This is a genomic window from Nitrospinaceae bacterium (assembly GCA_018669005.1).
GTDB lineage: Bacteria > UBA8248 > UBA8248 > UBA8248 > UBA8248 > UBA8248.
On the sequence record JABJAL010000005.1, the window covers coordinates 1 to 21,332 of the forward strand.

General features: G+C 56.5%; 17 protein-coding genes. 6 read left to right on the plus strand and 11 right to left on the minus strand.

Annotated elements, in window-relative coordinates:
- The 3 genes from HOJ95_00230 to HOJ95_00240 all read left to right on the plus strand — a co-directional run.
- A partial coding sequence (locus tag HOJ95_00230) for a molybdopterin-dependent oxidoreductase (protein ID MBT6393108.1) occupies nt 1-1,782 on the plus strand: 1,782 nt, incomplete at its 5' end.
- Nucleotides 1,783-1,815: 33 nt separating this feature from the next.
- The gene (locus HOJ95_00235; protein MBT6393109.1) at nt 1,816-3,027 is read left to right on the plus strand and encodes an acyl-CoA/acyl-ACP dehydrogenase; all 1,212 of its coding nucleotides are present in this window, start codon (nt 1,816-1,818) and stop codon (nt 3,025-3,027) included.
- A gap of 82 nt (nt 3,028-3,109) precedes the next feature.
- Nucleotides 3,110-3,997: a DMT family transporter gene (locus tag HOJ95_00240; GenBank protein MBT6393110.1), complete on the plus strand. Its 888-nt coding sequence runs from the start codon at nt 3,110-3,112 to the stop codon at nt 3,995-3,997.
- Between the two features lie 11 nt (nt 3,998-4,008).
- Here the strand turns inward: HOJ95_00240 and HOJ95_00245 are convergent, their stop codons facing one another.
- From HOJ95_00245 to HOJ95_00255, 3 genes are read right to left on the minus strand one after another with little or no spacing between them, the layout of a single operon-like run.
- Nucleotides 4,009-5,772 (minus strand): response regulator, encoded by a 1,764-nt coding sequence (locus tag HOJ95_00245; GenBank protein MBT6393111.1) that lies wholly within the window; start codon nt 5,770-5,772, stop codon nt 4,009-4,011.
- Nucleotides 5,769-6,623: an HDOD domain-containing protein gene (locus HOJ95_00250; protein MBT6393112.1), complete on the minus strand. Its 855-nt coding sequence runs from the start codon at nt 6,621-6,623 to the stop codon at nt 5,769-5,771. Before HOJ95_00250 ends, HOJ95_00245 begins: the two co-directional genes overlap by 4 nt.
- Nucleotides 6,624-6,631: 8 nt before the next feature.
- On the minus strand, nt 6,632-6,961 hold the full coding sequence (locus HOJ95_00255) for a hypothetical protein (protein MBT6393113.1): 330 nt from the start codon (nt 6,959-6,961) through the stop codon (nt 6,632-6,634).
- Between the two features lie 277 nt (nt 6,962-7,238).
- Between HOJ95_00255 and HOJ95_00260 the strand changes: the two genes are divergently transcribed.
- A complete protein-coding gene (locus HOJ95_00260; GenBank protein MBT6393114.1) occupies nt 7,239-9,548 on the plus strand; it encodes a xanthine dehydrogenase family protein molybdopterin-binding subunit in 2,310 nt (769 codons plus the stop codon).
- A 33-nt stretch (nt 9,549-9,581) separates the two neighbouring features.
- On the opposite strand, the gene HOJ95_00265 is transcribed toward HOJ95_00260, so the two are convergent.
- The 5 genes from HOJ95_00265 to HOJ95_00285 form a co-directional block, all read right to left on the minus strand.
- Complete coding sequence (locus HOJ95_00265; GenBank protein ID MBT6393115.1) at nt 9,582-10,289, minus strand: ABC transporter ATP-binding protein; 708 nt, start codon at nt 10,287-10,289, stop codon at nt 9,582-9,584.
- A 2-nt stretch (nt 10,290-10,291) separates the two neighbouring features.
- Nucleotides 10,292-11,044, minus strand: a complete 753-nt coding sequence (locus tag HOJ95_00270; GenBank protein ID MBT6393116.1) for an ABC transporter ATP-binding protein — start codon at nt 11,042-11,044, stop codon at nt 10,292-10,294.
- A gap of 89 nt (nt 11,045-11,133) precedes the next feature.
- Nucleotides 11,134-12,387 carry an ABC transporter substrate-binding protein gene (locus HOJ95_00275; protein MBT6393117.1) on the minus strand — a complete coding sequence of 418 codons (1,254 nt, stop codon included), beginning with the start codon at nt 12,385-12,387 and terminating at the stop codon, nt 11,134-11,136.
- Between the two features lie 50 nt (nt 12,388-12,437).
- Nucleotides 12,438-13,460 (minus strand): branched-chain amino acid ABC transporter permease, encoded by a 1,023-nt coding sequence (locus HOJ95_00280; protein MBT6393118.1) that lies wholly within the window; start codon nt 13,458-13,460, stop codon nt 12,438-12,440.
- Between the two features lie 7 nt (nt 13,461-13,467).
- Nucleotides 13,468-14,607 carry a branched-chain amino acid ABC transporter permease gene (locus HOJ95_00285; protein MBT6393119.1) on the minus strand — a complete coding sequence of 380 codons (1,140 nt, stop codon included), beginning with the start codon at nt 14,605-14,607 and terminating at the stop codon, nt 13,468-13,470.
- Nucleotides 14,608-14,883: 276 nt separating this feature from the next.
- Here HOJ95_00285 and HOJ95_00290 point away from each other — a divergent pair, with 276 nt between their 5' ends.
- Entirely contained in the window at nt 14,884-16,119 is a 1,236-nt protein-coding gene (locus tag HOJ95_00290) for an amidohydrolase family protein (protein MBT6393120.1), read from the plus strand.
- Between the two features lie 515 nt (nt 16,120-16,634).
- On the opposite strand, the gene HOJ95_00295 is transcribed toward HOJ95_00290, so the two are convergent.
- The gene (locus HOJ95_00295) at nt 16,635-17,012 is read right to left on the minus strand and encodes a sulfite exporter TauE/SafE family protein (protein MBT6393121.1); all 378 of its coding nucleotides are present in this window, start codon (nt 17,010-17,012) and stop codon (nt 16,635-16,637) included.
- Between the two features lie 326 nt (nt 17,013-17,338).
- The gene (locus HOJ95_00300) at nt 17,339-17,845 is read right to left on the minus strand and encodes a hypothetical protein (GenBank protein MBT6393122.1); all 507 of its coding nucleotides are present in this window, start codon (nt 17,843-17,845) and stop codon (nt 17,339-17,341) included.
- A gap of 256 nt (nt 17,846-18,101) precedes the next feature.
- On the opposite strand from HOJ95_00300, the gene HOJ95_00305 reads away from it, so the two are divergent.
- Nucleotides 18,102-19,355: a DUF1116 domain-containing protein gene (locus tag HOJ95_00305; protein MBT6393123.1), complete on the plus strand. Its 1,254-nt coding sequence runs from the start codon at nt 18,102-18,104 to the stop codon at nt 19,353-19,355.
- A gap of 92 nt (nt 19,356-19,447) precedes the next feature.
- Here the strand turns inward: HOJ95_00305 and HOJ95_00310 are convergent.
- Nucleotides 19,448-21,332: hypothetical protein (locus HOJ95_00310; GenBank protein MBT6393124.1), on the minus strand; the 1,885-nt coding region annotated here is incomplete at its 5' end.

The window sequence follows — 21,332 nt, forward strand, 5'->3', positions numbered from 1 at the left end:
GAGGCCGATTTTATTGTCGAGGAGCGCTACCATTCGCGCCCGCAGGAACACGCCGCCATCGAGCCGCACTATTGCATGGCCGAGGTGGACTCTAATGGCAAGGTGACGGTCCATGTGTCCTCGCAGACGCCCTACATCACGCGCGCAAACCTCGCCAAGGTTTTGCGGCTTCCCATCTCAAAGGTGCGCATCGTGGGCTGCAAGGTGGGCGGGGGGTTTGGCGGAAAGCACGAAATCATGCTTGAGCCTTTCGCGGCGCTGTGCACCATGAAGACGAGGCGGCCCGTGAAGTTTCGCATGTCGAGAGAAGAGGAATTTATCGCCTCGACGATTCGACACTCCTTGATCATGGATTACAAAACGGGTGTTACCCAAGAGGGGCGAATCACCGCCCGCGAGATAAAAATTATTCTTGACGGCGGTGCGTATGCCTCCTTTGGCGAGACGACCGCTTCGAAGGCCGCCCTCATGGGGGCGGGTCCCTACCGGATGGATAACCTCAAGGTCGATGCCAAGCTTGTCTACACGAATAACGGCATTGCCGGGGCGGTGCGCGGCTTTGGCGTCACGCAGACGACCTATGCCTGCGAGTCGCACATGGACACCCTTGCCAGGCGGCTTGAGATGGACCCGCTAGATTTTCGTCTCCGGAATGCCATCGAGCTCGGCGATCCGGCGCACAGCGGCGACATTATTCAAAGCTGCGGCCTCACCGCGACGATGGAGAAGGCCACCAGTGCAGTAAGATGGAGCGCCATCGGGGGCGGCAAGCCCTCCCCTTGCGGAACGCGGCGGCGGGGCCGGGGTCTCGCGGCTATGATCTACCCGGTTGGCTTCACGGCGACAAACAATCCGAGCGCGGCCTTTGCCCGGGTTAACGAGGACGCTACCCTTACCCTCTGGACGGGGGTGGTGGACATGGGGCAGGGCGCCCACACCATCTTGCGACAAATTGCCGCCGAGGAGATGGGAATTGCGTTTGATGCGGTGCAAATAGTCTCGGGCGATTCTGACATAGCACCGCTGGACTTGGGCTCAGTTGCCAGCCGCGTGACCCACATCGCCGGGAATGCTGTGAAGATGGCGGTGGGCCGGGTGCGGGCTAAATTGGTCCGAAAAGCTGGGGAGATGCTTGAAGCATCTGAAAAAGACATTAAAATTAAGGAATCCACCGTATTTGTCGAGGGAGCGCCTGAGCGGAGCCTCTCGCTGGCGGATGTGGCGCTCAAATGCCATAAAGACGGGGAGCTCATAGTCAGCGAGGCGACCTACAACCCTCCCGATCTTCACTTGGACAAGGAGAACGGTCAGGGCAAGCCTTATGACTGTTATGTATTCGCCACCCACGCCGCCGAGGTGGAAGTAGATATCGAGACGGGCGAGTATCGTGTGCTCCGTTTGGCGGCGGCGCACGATGTTGGTCGGGCGGTGAACCCGATGAACGTCGAGGGTCAGATCGAGGGCGGTGCTCTTCAGGGATACGGGTTCGGGATGATGGAGCGGATTCAATTCAAGGATGGGATCGCACAGAACCCCAACTTTGATGACTATCTGATACCGACATCGCTGGACGCGCCCGGCGAGATGGAGACAATTATCGTCGAGACGCACGAGCCCACGGGGCCTTTCGGGGCCAAAGGTGTTGCCGAGCCTGCGCTCAACCCGACGACGCCTGCCGTTTTGAATGCGATTTGCGATGCCGTTGGCGCTCGGCTTCGGGATCTTCCCGCGACACCCGAGGCGGTGCTTCGGGCGATGTCTGGGGAAAATGGCACAGGCTAGAATTTTTTTTAATTTTATCCAGGAGGAGTGGAGATGGTTGATTTCAAACTCACCGAGCAGCAGTTAATGCTTCGCGACCTTGCGCGGAGGTTTGTCCAGGAAGAAGTGATCCCCGTTCGCGCCGAATTGGACCGCAAGGCCGATCCGCGCGAGGGTTTTTCCTGGGAGCTTCTTCGCAAGGCCGATGCGGTGGGTTTGCGTACCCTCGCTCTTAAGGAAGAGGACGGCGGCATCGACTCCGATATCATTACGCGCTGCGTAGTGGGCGAGGAGCTGGCGACGGGCGATCTGGGTTTTGCTGTTTGCCTCGATCAAATCTGGAAAATTTCGGGCGCCATCGTGAAGCTCTGCAACGAGGAGCAGCAAAAACGATTCATTCCCCTTTTTCGAGACGACCCTGAATGCGTCCTCTCCATCGGCATTACCGAGCCCTCGGGTGGCTCGAACTATATGCCGCCAATGGAGCGCAAGGAGACGATACAGACGCGGGCCGAGCTCAAGGGCGACGAATGGGTGATAAATGGCTCGAAATGTTTCGTCTCGAACGCAGGCCTCTCTAAAATTTATCTTGTCTTTGCCCTGACCGATCCGGACAAGCCTTTTTACGAGCGATTCAGCGCATTCCTCGTCACCAGCGATGCGCCGGGATTTTCGATTGGTAAGACTGAGGACAAAATGGGCCAGCGCCTCGTATGGAATTCGACGTTCAACTTCGATGACTGCCGCATACCCAAGGAAAATCTGGTTGGTCGGCGTGGCGGCGGCATGCCTGATGTACTCAAATTCCTCGCCGAGGAGGGAAGCAACATCCAGGCGGGCGCAACTGTTTTAGGGACGGCGCGAGCGGCTTATGAGGCGGCGGTGGCGCATGCCAATGAGCGCTTCATTGGTGGCAAGATTATGATTCATCACCAGCTAACCCATCACAAACTGGCGAGCATGAAGATGCGCCTCGATGCGGCCCGTTCCTATCTCTACCGGGCGGCCTACAATATCGACTCGCCCGAGGAGGAGAGTGACTACTCGATGGCGCCGATGGCCAAGGTGTTTGCCGCGACGACTGCTTTCGATGTGGCTAAGGAGGCGCTCGAACTCTTTGGCGCCTACGGGTATATGAAAGATATGCCGATGGAAAAATATTTGCGCGATGCGGCGAGCTTCCTGCACTCGGACGGCGTGAACGACGTGTTGCTCCTCCGGGCGGCGCGGTTGCTCTATGATCTTCCAGCGGAGATGTACCAATAGCGCCGGGGCGGCGGGAGTGGATTCTCTTGTGGGGGCGGCGTAGGCTGTCTTCTTCTATCTCCTCTCGCTCTTTTAAAAGCGTATGAACTATCTCGAGACGTTAGGTCCGGTTCCGCTATCTTTTTTTGCGGCAATCACTTATGCCGCCGCTCAGATGTTTTACCGCGAGCCTTTAAAGCAGCTTGGCTCATCCCGAACTGTGATCATAGTCAATACAATGATGTTCTCGGGTGGCGTCATTGCCTATGCCTTCACCGAGGGCGGCGTGCGTTGGGAGCCAGCTGGCGTCTTCTGGTTCGTCCTGGTGGGTCTGTTCGGGCCTTTTGCCTCACGCCATATTCAGTACAGTGCGATTCCTCGAATTGGTGTTTCCAGGTACCAGGTTCTTCTCCAGACGGTGCCGATCTGGTCGGCGCTGATCGCGATCATCTTTGTAGGTGAGGCCCTGGGCCCATTTACCGCGCTGGGTACGGTCTTTATCATCGCGGGCTCCATCTTTTTGGTGAAGGAGCATCATACGGAATCCCGAGGGGTTTCCCTTATCTATCTGGCATTTCCGCTGATGGCCGCTTGTCTTCTCGGCGCCACGCCAACCTTTCGGAAATTCGGTTTCATCCATATCCCCTCGTCATCCTTGGGAATGGCTATCGGGCTGGGAGCCGGTCTGTTATTCAGCCTGATTAGTTTTTTTCTTTTTCCCAGCAAAAAAGAGAGTGGGCGTTGGGAGTGGCGCCCTTCGTTGTTGGTGATAAGCGGCGGGGCAATCAACGCGATCTCGGCGGTTGCATATTGGCGAGCGATTCAGGTTGGGGATGTCGTGGAGGTCATTCCGATAACCCGGCTCTCTCTTTTATTCGTCCTATTGTTCTCGTGGATAATTTTTCGAAGACAGGAGCGGATTACGGGAAGGGTGTTGATCGGTGCCGCCCTGGCGCTTATCGGAGCGCTGGCGATTACGGCAGTGAAATAAAATGGTGAGCTTTAGGGTAGGATTTTGAGAATTTCTCTGCGAAGGGTGTCGTATTCCACTGGCTTGGTCACAAAGCCATCTGCGCCGGCGGCGAGGCAGTTTTCCTGGTCCTCCGGCATGGCCTGGGCGCTTATACCAAGAATGGGGATTTTTTTTGTCTCGGGGTTTTCTCTGATTAGGCGAATCGCCTCGAACCCATCCATGATCGGCATTCTGAGGTCCATGATAATCAGGTCGGGCCGCTCCTTGCCTATCATCTCAATGGCTTCCTTGCCGTTGAAGGCCGAGCTAATGCTTCCCGCCGCACGCATGAGCATTTTCATCAGTTGATGATAATCCTCGAGATCGTCGACCACCAAAATCTTCAGGCCGCTCCAGGGGGTGTCTGTGAGGCTCTGATTCGAGGAGTTGGCCTCGGGGAGTTTTCCCTGGCCGGTGGTGAGCGGAAGCGAGAATGAAAAGGTGCTTCCCTGGCCCGGCTCGCTTTTCATCCAAATTTTGCCATCGTGCAGATCAACGAGTTTTTTAACCAGGCTGAGGCCGATGCCTAGCCCGCCGGTGTCCCGCCGAAGGCCCTCCTCTACCTGCTTGAAGCGGTCGAAAATCGCCTCATGCATACCGGGTTCAATACCGATGCCCTCGTCATTGACGACTACCCACACATCGTTCGGGTGAGACTCGGTACGAATTCTGATCGGGCCGCCATCGGGAGAATATTTCACCGCGTTGTCCAGGAGGTTCATGATAATTTGTCCGACCCGGGTTGGGTCGCAGGTCACGCTGCCGCAGTCCGGGTCGAGAGCGCATTCGATTGAGTATCCCTTGGGAAGGTGTACCAGCCGAAGCTCCACGATGGATGCCACGATCTCGTTTATTGATGAAGAGTGTAAATCAAGTCGGATTTTGCCCACCTCGATGCGGTCGATGTCGAGTAGGTCTTCGATGAGGTGAGTGAGGTATTTTCCGGCATCTTTGATTTTTGTGACGTATTCTCGAAATTTATTATCCTCATTTTTCTCGTTGTTGAGGAGCAGTACATCACTGAAACCGACGATGGAGTTCAGCGGAGAGCGAAGCTCATGGCTCATGTTTGAGAGAAATTCGCTTTTCGCGCGGTTGGCGTTTTCGGCCTGATCTCGTGCGATGGAAAGCTCTCGGGTGCGTTTCTCCACAGCCGATTCGAGCGATAAGTTTCGCTCCTTGATCATGTTGAAATACTCGAAGCTCTCGAGCGCGTTGGCGCTATTCAAAAGAACGATGGACAGAAGACTGAGCGAGGAGTCGAAAACGTTCATCTCGTCGCGATCGAGAATTCCGATGAACATGCCGCGCGCACGGGATTTGGAAGATAGCGTGTGTAGAATAACTCGGTGAGCCGAATTTTCATTTACTGGCACCATTACAGCTCTTGCCTGGTAGAGCGACCAGGCGAACGTGCCGTCCGCTATGAGCCGGTTGGCTTCAGCTTGAATTCGATCTTTTTCCGATTCGGGCTCAAAATCGGAGAGGGTGAAGCTTTGGTCTTCCTCGTCGATGAGAAAAAACCCCATGAACTGAAAGCTGAACAGTCGTTTGAGGCGAACACGCGTTTCCGAAAGGATTTCTGCGGTATTTTGCCGACTCTCGGTGCCATTTATGGTGGCGTGGAAATCGCTGAGCGAGGCTACCATCCCTAATGCCTCGAGGGTCCATCGATTGGCCTCCTCAAGGTAGGTCAGGCGCTCTTGTATCCCACCCTCTGGCAGGGAATCTTGGGGCTGAATTTCGTCCATCATTGTATGTCTTCCAGAAACAGGTCCACGATATCTCTATATTGCTGGTCCATCTGTTGTGTCATCGGGTTCAGAATGCTCGTGGAGAGGGCGATTTCGTCCCATGCTTGCCTATCGAGGGAGGGTACGAAACGCTCGCCGCTTGTCCCAAGCTCCATGGCGTTGGCGATGAGATCCGCAATGTGCGTGATGCTGCACTCCATCGGGAACCGCTTTGATCTGCTAGGCCGGTGATGAAAACGGACTGCCTCCTCGTGGCTGCTGGAGAGGCGCCATTCTTTTAGTAGAAGACCTCCCATATCGGCATGATCGAATCCCATGACCTTGCGCTCGGAGATGTGGAGAAGCTCTTCCTGCTCCTGCGCAAGGGTGAGCGCTTGTTTTGCTTCATCGGGGCTATGCCCGTAGAGGATTAGCCGCCCGATATCGTGGAGCAAGCCAGAGACAAAAAATTGTTCGATGTTCGGCATTTTGTGATAGGAGGCCAGAAGGCGGGAGCCGATTCCGACCCCAATGGCGTGCTGCCAAAATGGTTTTACCCGAATGAGGTCGCTCGGGATGCCCTTGAACATTTGGATGACGGTGGTGGCCAAGGCGAGATCTCGAAGCTGTTTTGTGCCGATGATTGTTACCGCGTGCGAGATGGTGTCTATTTTCGAGGGGAATCCAAAAAAAGCGCTGTTAACCAGGCGCAGCAGGCGGGCGGAGAGGCTCTGGTCTGCGCTGATGATTTGGGCGATATCGCGCATGGAGCTTCGTTGATCATTTACCGTTTCGTTGATTTGGTAAAATATGGTCGGAAGGGAGGGCATGTCGTCCCTGTTCTTGACCAGTAGGTTGATATCAGCGCACATAATGGGACCTATGAATTTTTAACGGCTCGGAAAGTGCAAACCCGCAATAATTCTTTGAGGAGCGGATGTTCAGTCCCAGCGTGACGAAAGCGGGCCTCGCTTTTCAGTTGAGCTCTTTGGAGCGTTTTTGGGTCTATCTCCTCAACAGCGGCAGCGGCGGCCTCGTCCTTGGTGATGCCGTGAACGTTGGCCTCGGTGACACCCCAAGCCTTGAATATATCTAGGTGTTTTTCTGCTATCCGGTTACCAGCCTTAAGGATGGTGCGCCCGTTTCTGGCGATGACATCGCTCTCAAGGAGCATGTCAGGTTTCAGATCTTCAAGATTAATTATTCCCAACGCAGTAGTCCTGTCACATGGTATAATGGATTAACAGTCAATGTTCCTAAGCGAATTGCACGTACATATTTAGAGCTATAAAGCGCGAAATATTCAAACTGGCTAATGTTAGTATAACTGCCGGATTAATATCAACACGACTCCGATACTATGTTATATCGGCATAAATGAGAAATGCATTAGAAAAACATATTAAAAATCAATAATTTATAATGGAATTGTAAGTTTAACGCTTAATTTTCAACTCACATATTCATAATAAAACCAGGAGAAATTCATGGCTGAAGCCAAGGATATGGGTGGAGTTGTAGTAGGTGAGAACATGACGTTCATGGACGCCTCGGAGAAGGCCTCGGGGGAGCCTTTGTATCTCGATGACATGCAATTGCCTGGGATGTTGGTGGGCCATGCGCTGCGAAGCGAGCACGTCCACGCCGAGATTCTCTCGGTGGATATCCGGGCCGCCCTCAAGGTTCCGGGCGTTGAGGCGATACTCACGGGCAAAGATTTTCCCGATGAGCCTCGCCAGGTTCCGCATAAGCGGGGCACCCCGCTCATTGCCCGCGACAGGGTTCTCTACATGGGCGATGTCGTGGCTCTCATCGCAGCCGAAACCCATGCCGCAGCCTATGAGGCTAAGCGGCTCATTAAGGTGAAGTACAGGCCGCTGCCGACGATTGATGATCCAGAAAAAGCGCTGGCCGAGGATGCTCCCAGGCTCTGGCCCGAGGGGAACATCCTCAACCACGGCAAGATTAGACGGGGGGATGTCGAGGCGGGTTTTAAGGCCGCCGACATCATCATCGAAAATGAGTACAGAACACCCCCCGTCGATCATCTATACATGGAAGTCGAGGCAGGTTGCGCGGCGCCTTTGCCCGATGGCGGGTATCAGGTTTGGTGCTCGACCCAGCAGCCCTTTCTCATGCGCTCAAGTGTCGCCCGTGTTCTTGGCCTCAGGGGCGAGCGGGATGTCCGCTTCGTCCAGACCCTGCCCGGCGGTGGTTTCGGCGGGAAGAACGAGGCGAGCCTCGACGTTACCTTGCGCTCGGTGCTTCTGGCTCAGGCGACAGGCCGACCGGTCAAACTGGTTTATACACGCGAGGAGAGCCTCATCGCCTCGGCCAAGCGGCACAGCTCGATCATCCGCAGCCGTACGGGCGTGATGAAAGATGGCCGGATTATCGCCTCCCAGGTTGAGGTTTATCTCGACAAGGGTGCCTACGCAGCAAGCGGCGGCGATAACCCGCCAGCCTTCAAGAGGGCGATCTATCACGCCTGTGGGCCCTACGATGTGCCTAATGCCAAGGTGGATGTTTACTGTGTTCACACGAACAACCCTTATGGTGGACAGATGCGCGGGCCCGGCTGCCCACAGGTGCACTTCGCCGGCGAACAACAGATGGATCAATTGGCCAAGGCCTTGGACATGGATCCGATTGAGATTCGGCGCGTCAACGGGCTAAAGGTTGGATCGCGGACGGCCTGGAACCAGCGGCTGACCGAAAGCGTGGGCCTGCTTGAGACGCTAGAGAAAGCCGAGTCGGCCTCGGGCTGGAAAAATCGTGCTTCCGCCCAGCGGCGTACGCCGGACGGGCGGCTCCGGGGCTTTGGCGTGGCGAGCTGCCTCTACGGCACGGGTAACGCCTATTCGGGGGCCGAGGCCTACATGTTCCTCACCGCTGAGGGAAAGATTCGCATCGCGGCAGGGGTCGTTGATTTCGGTCAGGGCTCGAAGACAGTTCTCTCCCAGATAGCGGCCGAGACACTCGATATTCCCTACAGTGAATTCGTAATGGGTGCGGTGGACACGGCGATAGATCCCTTCGGTGGCACTAGCTCAAGCTCAAGGGTGACGATGCAGGGCGGCAAGGCCGTGCTGAACGCTTCTCATAAGGCCAAGGATGAACTTTTGCGCCTCGCCGGGCGCCTTCTTGAGGTGGACCCGTCCGATCTTGAAGTTGTGGGTGGCGAAATTCGCTCGAAGGGCCACCCCGACTCGAAAGTCACCCTCAGTGATCTAGCTGATGCCTTTGTCACCGACGATCTCAAGCAGATTGCGGCCGCAGATCACCTTCCTCCTCCCGCAGTGACGGACAAGGAGACCGGCATCGGCCAGCCTTATGAGGTCTACGGCTTTGGGACCCAGATTGCTGAAGTGCTCGTCGACACGGACACCGGTGAGATCGAAGTCGCGGGCGTGTGGGCCGCACACGATGTCGGCAAGGCCATCAGCCCGATGGGTGTCGCCCAGCAAATCGAGGGTGGCGTTTACATGGGCCTGGGCTTTTCGTTAATGGAGGAGATCGTCCAGAAGGACGGCAAGATGTTTAACCCCGATATGCACGGCTATCTTGTCCCGACGGCTGAGGATATTCCCGACACCTTTGAGGCGATTATTGTTGAGGAGCCTTTCTCGAACGGACCCTTCGGCGCCAAAGGGGTTGGCGAGCAGGTGACGGTGCCCACAGCGGCGGCTGTTGCCAATGCGGTTTACGATGCGGTGGGTGTGCGTTTTTCAAATTTGCCCATGTCCCCTGATAAGGTGGCGCTGGCAATTGCCCGAGAGAAAAACGGTAAGGCTTAAAAACGAAAAATAGTTTGGTGGGGGTGCGGAAAGTTAGCCGATGCCGAGATGGGTTTGCTTGATTTCCTCGTTTGACCATAGTTCCTGGGGCGAGGAGTCGTAGACAACCTGCCCTTTGGTGATGATGCTCACGCGGTCCACCGTTTTGATGGCGAACGGGGAGTTCTGCTCGACCAGTATGATCGAGAGGCCCTCGTCTTTGAGCGTTCGTACTGCGTCGCCGATGTCCTGGATGATGAGCGGGGCGAGGCCCTCGGAGGGCTCATCGAGTATCAGAAAATCCGGGTTGGTCATCAGCGCCCGCCCGACGGCAAGCATTTGCTGCTCGCCTCCCGAGAGTGAGCCCGCTCGCTGGTCGGCCCGCTCGCCGAGCCGGTGGAAAAGCTCGTAGACTTTCTCTGTGTTCCATCGGTCGCTTGTTTTTGTATGTTCGGCGACGAGGAGGTTTTCCCTGACGGTGAGTGTTGGAAACACCCGTCGCCCTTGAGGGCACAGGCCTATTCCCATCAAGGAAATTTCATAGCTGGTCTTGTTCGTAATGTCCTCGCCCCGGAAGAGAATCTTGCCGCGCCGGGGCGGAACAAAACCCATGATGGAGTTGATTAGCGTCGTTTTCCCCATGCCGTTGCGGCCCAGGATGCCAAGGGCTTCACCTTTTTCGACTTCGAGACTCAACCCCTGAAGTACGTAGGATTCCCCGTAGTAGGTGTGGATGTCTTCAACAGATAATAAAGCGGTCACGGTTATCCCTGCCCCAGATAGATTTCTCGAACCTGCGGATCGTTTCGAATCTGATCGGCGGGCCCGTCGGTCAAGAGTTCTCCGTAGTGAAGAACCGAAATATGAGAAGCCACCTCGAAGATAACGTCGAGGTCGTGTTCGATGATGAGAATGGCAATATTCGGGTCGAGCGATTTGAGGAAGGTGGCCATCTCGCGCGACTCGCCGGTGGCGAGCCCGGCCGAGGGCTCATCAAGAAGAATCACTTTCGGATCGCTCGCCAGCGCGAGGACTATCTCTAGCTGGCGTTGCTCGCCGTGCGAAAGGTTGCCCACCTCGGTGTCGCGAAGTTCCCAGAAACCGGCCTCGGTCAGAAGCTTTTCTGTCTTCTCGAAAATCTCCGGGTAGCTTGAGAGTGGCTTGAACATTACCATCTTAATTTTGCGAAGACCCAGGACGGCGAGAACAACATTGTCCTGGACACTCAGCTTGGGAAACAGACTGGTGATCTGAAATGTCCGTGCCATGCCTAAGGCGACTCGGCGATGGGTGTTCCACTCGGAGACGTCCTCGCCATACATGCGCACCTCGCCCGAGGTCAGCGGCAACACGCCGGTGATCAGGTGAAACAGGGTGGTTTTTCCCGCCCCGTTGGGCCCGAGGATGCCTCGACGCTCGCCCGGCTCAAGGCGAATGGTGACATCGTTGACGGCCGTGAGGCCGCCGAATTGTTTGGTTACGCCTTTGAGTTCCAGCGCATACTGTGATTCGGCCAAACCGATGTTCTCCAATCTTTTAAGACTAAAAAAGCGTGCCTTCCCCGCCCGGAAGGTGTCTCCGGGCGGGGTGAATCAGGCTGTACGCTTTATTCGCAGTGTTTGCAGCCGGGGAAGCTCTTGTTATAGACGGGCTGCTTTAGGAATTCCTCCGGCGTCCACTTGTAGAACTGGCTGACTGCCGGATAGGTTTTGATGACGATGTTCCACAGCGAGTTGGGTTTTACCCCAAGGCCGAGCCGGTCGCCCGGAACCCGCTGCACTTTGCGGATGTAGCTGTTCTGCACGACGTTGCCGTGGCCGTCGATGTAGAGAGGACCGCGGACGGCATTGATCCGGATCTTCTTGAACTCGCTGATGAAGCCAGCGGTGTTGTCCGGGTTCCACTTGACCTTCTCAAGCGTGTCGCGAATCCACTGCCCGGTGGTGTAGGTCGTCTCCGAGTAGTAGGAGGGCATCTTTCCGTAGCGCTTGTTGAATTCCTTGACGAACTTCTTGTTCTTGTCGGTGGTGAGAGCGGCGCTGTACTGGGCTCCCGTCACGTAGCCGATGGCCTCGTCGCCCATCGCGGGAAGGGTGAACTCGTCCGCGCTGGTCACGCCGCCGAGCATCGGGTTCTTGAATCCGGCCGCCCGGAACTGTTTCGGGAAGGCCAGCGACATGGGGCCGACCATCAGGGTCATGACGGCGTCGACGTCTTTGGGGATCTGCGGCAGGTAGGGGCCGAAGTCCTTGGTGCCCAGTTTCGCCCAGATCTTCTTGATGATCTTGCCGCCGCGCGCCTCGAACTGGCGCTGGAAGCCGCCAAGCGTCTCATACCCGAAGGCGTAGTCGGCGCCGATCATGGCGATCCGCCGGTAGCCCTTATCGTAGGCCCAGTCGGCGAGGGGGTGGCTGTTCTGACTCGATGCGAAGCCGCTACGGAGGAAGTACTTCGGCGGCTTCCTCTGGGTCATGTCGTCTCCGGCCGGAACCGGTGAGATGTAGAGAGTCTTGAAGCGGTCGGCAACGGCGCCGAGCGCGTAGCCCGTGCTGGCCAGCAGGCCGCCCACGAACATGTGTACCTTGTCGCGCCGGATAAGCTTGATGGCTTTCTGGCGGTTGACCGAGGGTTTGCCGGTCGAGTCTTCAAGGATGAACTTCACCTTGACGGGGCCCATCATGCCCTTGTTCTCATCGAGGTACATTTTGAAGCCGTTGCTCATGTCCTTGCCGATCTGGGCAAAGATGCCGGTCATCGGGGCGATGAACCCGATGCGAATTTCCTTGGCGGCCTGTGCTGAGCTGGCGGTGAGTGCCAGGGCCATTCCTGTGGCTGCGATAAAAGCTAAGATTCTTTTCATCTGAACTCCTCCCTGATATTCCCTTGAAGAGTGAAAAAGACCGCACCTGTTCAGCTTTCTGATTTCTCAGACGCGGCGGATGAACTGCGAAATTTCTTGGCAAATCCAAGTAAGCCATCCACACCGTAAAGACGGCTGACCATGATGGTAATAATGTATATCGATCCGAGAATGAGCGGCCACCTTTCGACATAAATACTGACGAATTGTTGAAGGGACCGGATAATGGCCGCGCCGATAACAGGCCCCACCAATGTGGCCGGGCCGCCCAGGGCTACCATGAAAAGCGCCTCGGCCGAGGTGATTAGTTCCACGTCCGGGGGGCTGACGAACAAGTTGTAGAGGGTCCACATTACGCCGGCGACGCCGCTGAATGTGCCAGCGATGATGAAGGCCAGATATTTATGGAGCCAGATATTGTAGCCGAGCATTTCCATACGCTCCTCGCGCTCCCTGATACCGACGAGGGTTCGACCAAAGGGGCTCTGGACGATGACGTATAGCGCCCCCAAGCAGAGGAGAAAAACAACTAGCGTGAAGTAGAAAAAGGGCAGCCCCTCTGCGATCGACATCCCCAGAAGCGTCGGGCGCTCGTTGATGATGATGCCGTTGTCGCCCTCGGTGACCGCGCTCCAGCGGTAGGCCAGCCCCCAGACCACCATGGCAAGCGAAAGCGTAATCATCAGGAAGTAGACGTCTTTGGCCCTGATGGCCAGGAATCCGAAAAAGGCCGCGAAGATGAAGGCAACGAGGATGCCAACAAAGAACAAAAATAATAGACCGAGGCCCGCCTCGCTAGCGCCGGTGTACATGGCGTAGGTGATCACCCAGCTTTTCTTGGTCATGACGATGGCGGAGGCATACGAGGCCACCCCGAAATAAGCGGCGTGGCCCAGCGATGCGAGGCCCGTGAATCCGAGGAGAATGTCGAGGCTCATCGCCAGCAGACCGAAGATGAGTATCTCCGTGACGAGGGATTGAAGAAACAGATCGAGGAACGGCGTGATCAGCGCCAGGGTGCCGAACACGCCCAACACGATATAAATGCGTTTACGCTCTTGGGGGGAGCCCATATTCGATTTAACCCTTTCCGAATAAGCCCGTTGGCTTGATGGCGAGAATGATGGCCATCGGAGCGAAGAGCGCGAAGTATGAGAGTTCAGGGAATAAAGCCGTCCCGAAGTTTTCCATGAAGCCCACTACAAGGCTTCCCACCACGGCGCCCACGAGGCTTCCCAGCCCGCCGATGATAACCACAGCGAAGGCGTAGGGTAGGATCTCAAAATCCAGGCCCGGATAGACGCCAAAGAAGGCACCGCCAACAACGCCACCAATGGCCGCGAGCAGGGCGCCGATGGCGAATATGCTCATCGAGACGATGTTGGTGTTGATGCCGATGCCGCGGGCCATTTCAGGGTCATCCACCGTGGCGCGCATGATGGCGCCCAGCCGGGTACGATCAATGCCGAAGAAAAGCGAAATGCCGACGAGGACCGCGATGATGATCATCAGCAATCGGTAGAGCGGAAATGATATCCCGCCGATGACGGCACTTGAATTAAACGGCCAGGGGGACTCGAAAATAAAGTTGTCGCCGCCCCAGGTGTAGAGAGAGCCGTCCTGAAGGATGAAGGCAAACCCGATGGTGACGAGCACCTGGGCGAGGGTGTCTTGCCCGAAGCGGCGTAAGAAGAAGCGCTCGATGAACATGCCGCCGAGCGCGACCATGACAACCGAGACGGCGATGGCGGCAGAGAGCGCGAGAAAACTCACCTTGTCTATTTTCTGCACCTTAATCACAGGAAAGAAAAGCTCGTAGAAATTAAAGCCCCAAATGGTGGAGGTAATGATTTCGATGACAATATATGCGCCGAGTATGCCCAGGGTGGCGCGACCCTCACCAGAGACTTTCGATAGACTGTGCCAGGCGAAATAGAGCGCCGCCCAGGCGAGGGCCTGAATTATGCGCGGCAGGATAGAGGCATCGCCGTAAATGATGTTGTAGAACTCAAGTGAGATGTAGCCCGCGAATAGAAAAATTGCTGCGTGAGCAAGGTTGACTATCCGCATTACGCCGAAGATGAGGGAGAGCCCACTTGCCAAAAGAAAAAGAAGGGCCGCGTAAGAAAGACTATTGAAGGAGAGCTCTATAACATTAGCGAAAGAAAGCGAAATCATGCGTATTCCTGCCTCGAATTGGGCGCCCTTGTTGCGGCGCACTTTCCCCTATTAACGGGGTATTTTATATGATGTATTCCTATAAAAATTATTTCCTGCTCACACTGGCCAAACCGTGGACGCCGGATGAGCGCATTTGCTCATTTTCCGGCCTTATGGTCAAGGGAGCCAGCAGTTTTTGAGGAATCCCGTTATGCCTTGATTCGCCTCCAGTGGGGGGAGATGATAGGGCAAAGATGTTTCAAACGGGTTTCGAAACCTCATGATATTGGTTTTTTTTTAGGTGTAGGCCGCTGCCTGCCCTGAGAAAGGTGTCTCATGGCGGATGAATTGCTCTTTCGGGAGGGGCGGGTAGGGCCTGATGGCCCCTTGGTAGATATTCTTGTCCGGGACGGAGAATTTGCTTCCATCGGGCCCGGATCTCACCCTGACGGGGGGATAAATACGGTCGAGCTAGAAGGCCGCGTTGTCCTGCCAGGTTTTATAGAGAGCCATATACACCTAGATAAGGCCTATTTGGAGGAGCGTCGTCCCAATCTCTCGGGCACCCTAGCCGACGCCATCGCCATTACGCTTGAACTAAAGAAAAATGTCTCAAAACAAGATATCCGCGAGCGCTCCGAGCGGGCGCTACGCCAGTGTGTGCGCCACGGCTCGACGCGTTTTCGAATTCAGGTCGAGGTGGACCCCATCGTCGGCCTTAAGGGCATGGAGGCCGCTCTCGAATTAAAAGAGAGTTGCGCCGCCCTGGCCGATATTCAGACCGTCATCTTCCCTCAAGAGGGCATCGAGCAGCAGCCCGGCACCGAGGAGTTGATGCGCGAGGCCATGCGCATGGGAGGTGATGTGGTCGGGGGCGTTCCCTATAACGATGTTGATCCTGAGCGCCACCTCGATATTGTGTTTGGATTGGCCGAGGAATTTGGTGCGGGTGTGGATTTTCATCTTGATTTTTCGGACGACCCCGCCGATTGCGCTATCGAATCGGTGGCGAGGCGGACGGTGGATGCGGGTCTTAAAGGCCGTGTGGCGGTCGGACACCTCACCTCGCTTGGTGCGATGGAGGATTCGCGTGCGGCTCGGGTCATCGAGAAAATCGCCGAGGCGGATATCAATGTTCTTCCCCTCCCGGCAACGGATCTTTTTTTAAACGGGCGGGGCGATATGCCGCCGCGTTACCGGAGCCTCACCCGCGTGAAAGAGCTTATCGCTGCCGGGGTGAACGTTTCTGCCGCCTCGAACAATATCCGCAACGCCTTCACCCCCTCGGGCCGGGGAGATTTGCTTGAAATAGGGCTTCTTCTTGCCCACGTCGCACACATGACGGGCGCTGCCGAGCGGGTGGGGGTACCCGATCTATTCACCCACAATGCGGCTCGGGCAATGGGCATTGAAGATAGCTACGGCATCGCCCCGGGTAGGCCTGCGGATTTTGTTGTTCTCGATTCGCTCGAATGGGGCGATATCATTATCGATCAGCCCGAGAAGCGCTATGTCGTTAAACGCGGGAAGGTTGTCGTCGAGAATTGCCGCGAGAGTGTGTGGCGTGGCTAAAATAATGTGAGTCTGCCCCGCTTTACGCTCTCCTCGGGGCCTTGCCGCATTTCTATCGATTTGTGGCGAGATATTAAACCGCTAGTGTCATGAATTCGCCATGTACACCCAAGACTAACAACATATAGATCTTCTCGCCGGTGACCACTAAGCCCAGAAGCGGGATAATCCATCAAAAGCGATCAGCTTCAAGGCGAGGGCGACCAATACGCAGCGAAAGGCGAGAAGGAAATAGCGTTCATTTAAATTGCTTAGAGCAAACCGGCCAACTCTTGTTCCAATCACTGCTGAGGGGATCATGCACACCATCGTCAGGCCGTATTCCGAGAAGCTAAAACCAATCAAGGTGAAGCCGACTATTTTTAAAAGATTTCCGATAAAGCCGAAGAAACCAAGGGTGCCGACGATTTGCTCTTTGAAAGGTCGTCGCGGATTACGAGAACGCCAAGAATTGGCGCAATCACACCGACGATCATGTTGAGGAGACCCGTGATGAATCCAATCGGAACGAACGCCTATAAGGGTAGGTCTTTGTCTTTGAGGTTTCTGAGCTGACGTGTTCCAAGTGAAATTAGCACGAAGCTACCAATCAGGATTTGAATTGCCTCTGTCGGCAGCCCCTGAAAAAGCTCAAGTCCGAGCCACACGCCCAAAGGCATTAGAGCGGCAAAACGAAAAATGATGGGCCATGCCACATGTTTCCAGAGCAACCATACCCGCGTCGTATTGGAGGCAAGCTGGACTGTGCCGTGTACGGGAATAGCGGCCGCAGGCACCATGATTTGCAACATAATCGCAATTAGCGCTGTGCCGCCTCCTGCGCCAACGACCGCAGTTAGGGCCGATGTGCAGAACGCGGCGGCGGAGAGGAGCGCTATTTCGGTGGGCGACATATGATCCTTTCTCCGATTCGAAAACCCTAATCGGTTGTTGTTTATAGTCTCGCCTAAGATGTTGAGGCGGGGGCCTGCCGAGGTTTGCCGAGGAGCCGAATAGGAAATTAATTTTAGGTGGATTGGCCCATATTTGATTGTGGATCTAACATCTTTGTACCCAAGGCCAACAATATCAGAGCAAATAAACACGACAAAGCGCCGGAACTCTCGCGGGGGCGCTTCGCCGTGCCGAGGCGTTTGAAAACAAAAAAAAACGACCGGGGACTCATCGCCCCCGACCGCTAAAAATTTATTGGTTAACCGCTGATATTTTCTATGGCCTATCAGGCTTGATCGCGTTTGAAGAAGTAGGTACCCATTGCCACGATGGCGATGAGGTTTGCGATCAGGATATCCGTGATGTTTAGTGCACCCATCACCACGCCCGCAACAATCATGTTCATGAAGATGAACCAGGCGATGAAGAACGTGAGCAGGATCATCACCCCGATTTGGTAGCCCTCGCCGCGTCCGCGCTCTTTTAGTAGTCGTGCGACACCGGCGCCGATGACGATGAATGTCCCGCCGTGGGCCACCGAGAACATCAACACCAAAGAGGCCGAGACCGGCGAGAGCTGGACTGCGCCGAGGCCGGCCCCGCTCAAGAGGGCGAGAACGGTCGAGCCCAGAACACTCGGGGTGAAAAAGGGCTGGCCCGCCAGCATGTCGGCGATGAAGAACCACACGGCGATGCCGACCGCGCCGATGATGCCGCCGATAGCGCCCTCGCGGTAGGCCTCAACGTCGAAGTTGGATAGCGCGGATGCTTGTGTCTCGGTGTTGCTTGCCATGTGTGGGCTCCTTTTTATGATTCGTGCTGGCGCATACAGTTTTCGTATTCGAAGAATTTTAGCATGCCTGGGCTTTGGTCCGAAAAGAAAATTTGGAGGATAGTATAGGGAATTAACATAAGACTATTTGAACCGAAATTAATCTATTGGGCAAATTTTTAGCGGCCCCCTCGCCGATTGGATGAAAGTCGGGCGGTTTGCTAGTCTTCGCGTGTCGAATTATTTCCTACATTTTGCACACCACTTTGAGGCCACCATGAGCGGCACCATCGAGAAAGCGAACACCGAGGCGCTCGGGCGCCTCTTCGGGGCCGAGCCCGTCTGGGTAGATGTACGGCCTGCTGGCGAGGTAATTGAAGGGCTGGGGGAGGGAATCCTTCTTCACGCCGGCCCGCCAATTGCGTGGGAGCGAATGTGCGGCCCGCTGCGGGGCGCCGTTGCGGGCGCGATAGTATTAGAAGGCTGGGCAGGCACACTTGAGGAGGCAGCTAAACTTGCCGAGAGCGGCCAGATCGACTTTCACCCGAACCACCACTTCGGGGCGGTGGGCCCGATGACCGGCATCACGAGCATCAGCCAGCCGGTGATGATCGTCGAGAACAGGGCCTTCGGTAATCGCTCGTTTTGCACCCTCAACGAGGGTCTGGGCAAAGTCATGCGCTTTGGCGGCAACGACCCCGAGGTCATCGATCGCCTCCGCTGGCTGGGGAGCGACCTTGGCCCCGCGCTGGCAGGGGCCGTAAAACAAGCTGGCGGCATTGCGCTCAAACCCATCATCGCCCGGGCGCTGTCGATGGGCGATGAGATGCACCAGCGAAACGTTGCCGGATCGAGCCTCATCCTTCGGGAACTCGCCCCCGCGCTCGCCCGCACCTTAAAAGACTCTGGCTCCCTCGCCGATATTCTCGCCTTCATTGGCGGCAACGATCAGTTTTTCCTCAATATCGGGATGGCCATCGGCAAGGCGATTATGGACCCGGTGCGAGATATCGAGGGCTCCTCCATCGTCACCGCCATGTGCCGGAACGGCACGGATTTCGGGGTGCGTGTCTCGGGCACTGGCGATCAATGGTTCACCGCCCCGGTCGAGATGCCAAACGGGCTTTATTTTCCCGGCTTCACCGAGGCCGATGCCAATCCCGACATGGGAGACTCCACCATCGTCGAGACGATGGGCCTGGGTGGTTTTGCGATGGCGGCGGCGCCCGCCGTAGCCGGTTTCGTCGGTGCGGGCTCATCTGCCGACGCACTGAACTTCACCCGCGAGATGGGCGAGATTACCGTCGGTCAAAACCCCGAGTGGACGCTGCCCTCCATGGATTTTCAGGGCACCCCAACCGGCATCGATATCATGCGTGTTGTTGAAACCAACATCTGCCCCGTCATCAACACCGGCATCGCCCACCGCGAGGCGGGTGTTGGCCAGGTTGGCGCGGGCATCGTCCGCGCCCCGATGGCGTGCTTCACGCAGGCGCTAGAGGCATTTGCCGAGAAGATGGGTGTTTCTTAGAAAAAAAATCTATTGCACACAAAAAAACCGGCCCTCAAGCGAGAGCCGGTTTTTTTTGTCAGGTACTTTTGCTTAGATCACTTCAGGGCCTCCTAGCTCCCCGCCCTGAAGCTCAACCCATCAAGCGTCACATAGCTGTTAGCTCCTCGTCGGAGCCAGACCCCGCCATCCGGCAGGATATCGATCCGGCCGTTTGCAACCGGATCGCCAGTTTCCGTCACGATGAGTTCCATCTGCGCGGGTCTATAGCCTGCCGGGAGGGTGAAGATCGGACCACCAGTGGAGCCATAACGAACCAGGCCGCGCAGGTGCACCCTTCCGTCCGAATCCTTGTAGAAGCCGGGCGTATTCCATCCGCTTCCGTAGTATTGCCAGCCGCTCTGGAGCGTAGCTGTCACCCATTCCTCGGCGGACTCGGCATATGATGTGACAATGTTCCCCACCCCAGCGCTGATGCTGGCGTATTGCGCGGAGGTTCCCGTCCTGTTCGACGCGCCCCCGGCGATAGCCGAGTAGGCGCCATTGGCGCGGTTGTCATGCCCGCCGCTGATGCTTGAGGCCTCGCCGATAGCGTGGTTGCCGTTACCTTGTGTGTTGCCGCCCCCGCCGCCCGAGACGCTTGCGAATTTGCCAGTCGACTTGTTGTATTTGCCGCCGGTGACGCTGGAATAATTTCCGCTGGCGTTGTTAAAGAACCCGGAAGTAATGCTGGAAGAATTGCCGCTGGCGACGTTGTCCCTGCCGCCGCTAACGTGGGAGCTGCCTCCGGTAGCGTCGTTGCTGAAGCCTCCCGAGATGCTCGAGGTGCCAGCGGTCGCTCTGTTGGCAGAGCCGCCGCTCACGCTAGCATTGGAACCTGGGCCGGCCTGATTGGTATAGCCGCCGCTGACGCTGGTGTAGATACCATTGGAAAGGTTGAAAACTCCGCCGGAGATGCTCGAGGCGAGTTTTGTTGCTTTTCCCTCCGCCCCGCCGCTGATGCTAGAGGTTTCGCCGCTGGCGGTGTTTTTGAAGCCCGCGCTCACGCTTGATTTCACGCCGCTGGCCTTGTTTTTATAGCCCCCACTGACGCTGGAGTAATTCGCGGTGGCAGAGTTTAGTTGCCCCCCGCTCACGCTGGCGTTGAAAGTGCCCGCGCCTGTGGTGTTGCTCATGCCCGCGAGGAAGCCCTGATGACCCTGGGCATTGTTGTCAGCGCCGGCGAGAAGGTTCCCGTAGCCGGAATAAGAGTGAAGCGAGCCGATGACGATGTTATGCGATCCTGTCTTTGTATCGCCCTCTAAATTGGCCTCATCGTAGCCGACGATGAGGTTGCCAAGGCCGTTAAAAGTGGTCTGACCCGAGCCCTTCCAGGTTTCCCCGGTGCCGTCCTGGATATGAAGGTTCGCCCCGTTGAAGATAATGTGCGGGCCGGGGAGACCGTTCATCGGGCCTGTGTTCACTGAGACATAGGGGTCGAGGACACTTGAGCCCCCGCCGCTGGTATGCGCCCCGGTAACGTAACCCGCCGTGCTCACCACGCCAAGAATGTCGCCGTCCGTGCGCTGTGTATCGGTGTCGGTGTCAACGGTATGTGGTCCGATGGCTGTGGTCTGCGCGGAGTCCAGCGCCGAGGCGGTGGCTTTTGCGTCGACCAGGATTTGTGCGCCGTCTGTGTGGGGTCCGACGGCGGCAAGAGACAGCGCCACGATCTCTGTGTCCGTGCGCTGTGTATCGGTGTCGGTGTCAACCGTGTGAGATCCGATGGCTGTGGTCTGCGCGGAGTCCAGCGCCGAGGCGGTGGCTTTTGCGTTGACCAGGATTTGCGCGCCGTCCGTGTGGGGCCCGACGACCGAAAGAATTTCAGCGTCCGTGCGCTGCGTATCGGTGTCTATTGTGTGAGGTCCGATGGCTGTGGTCTGCGCGGAGTCCAGCGCCGAGGCGGTGGCTTTTGCGTTGACCAGGATTTGCGCGCCGTCCGTGTGGGGCCCGACGACC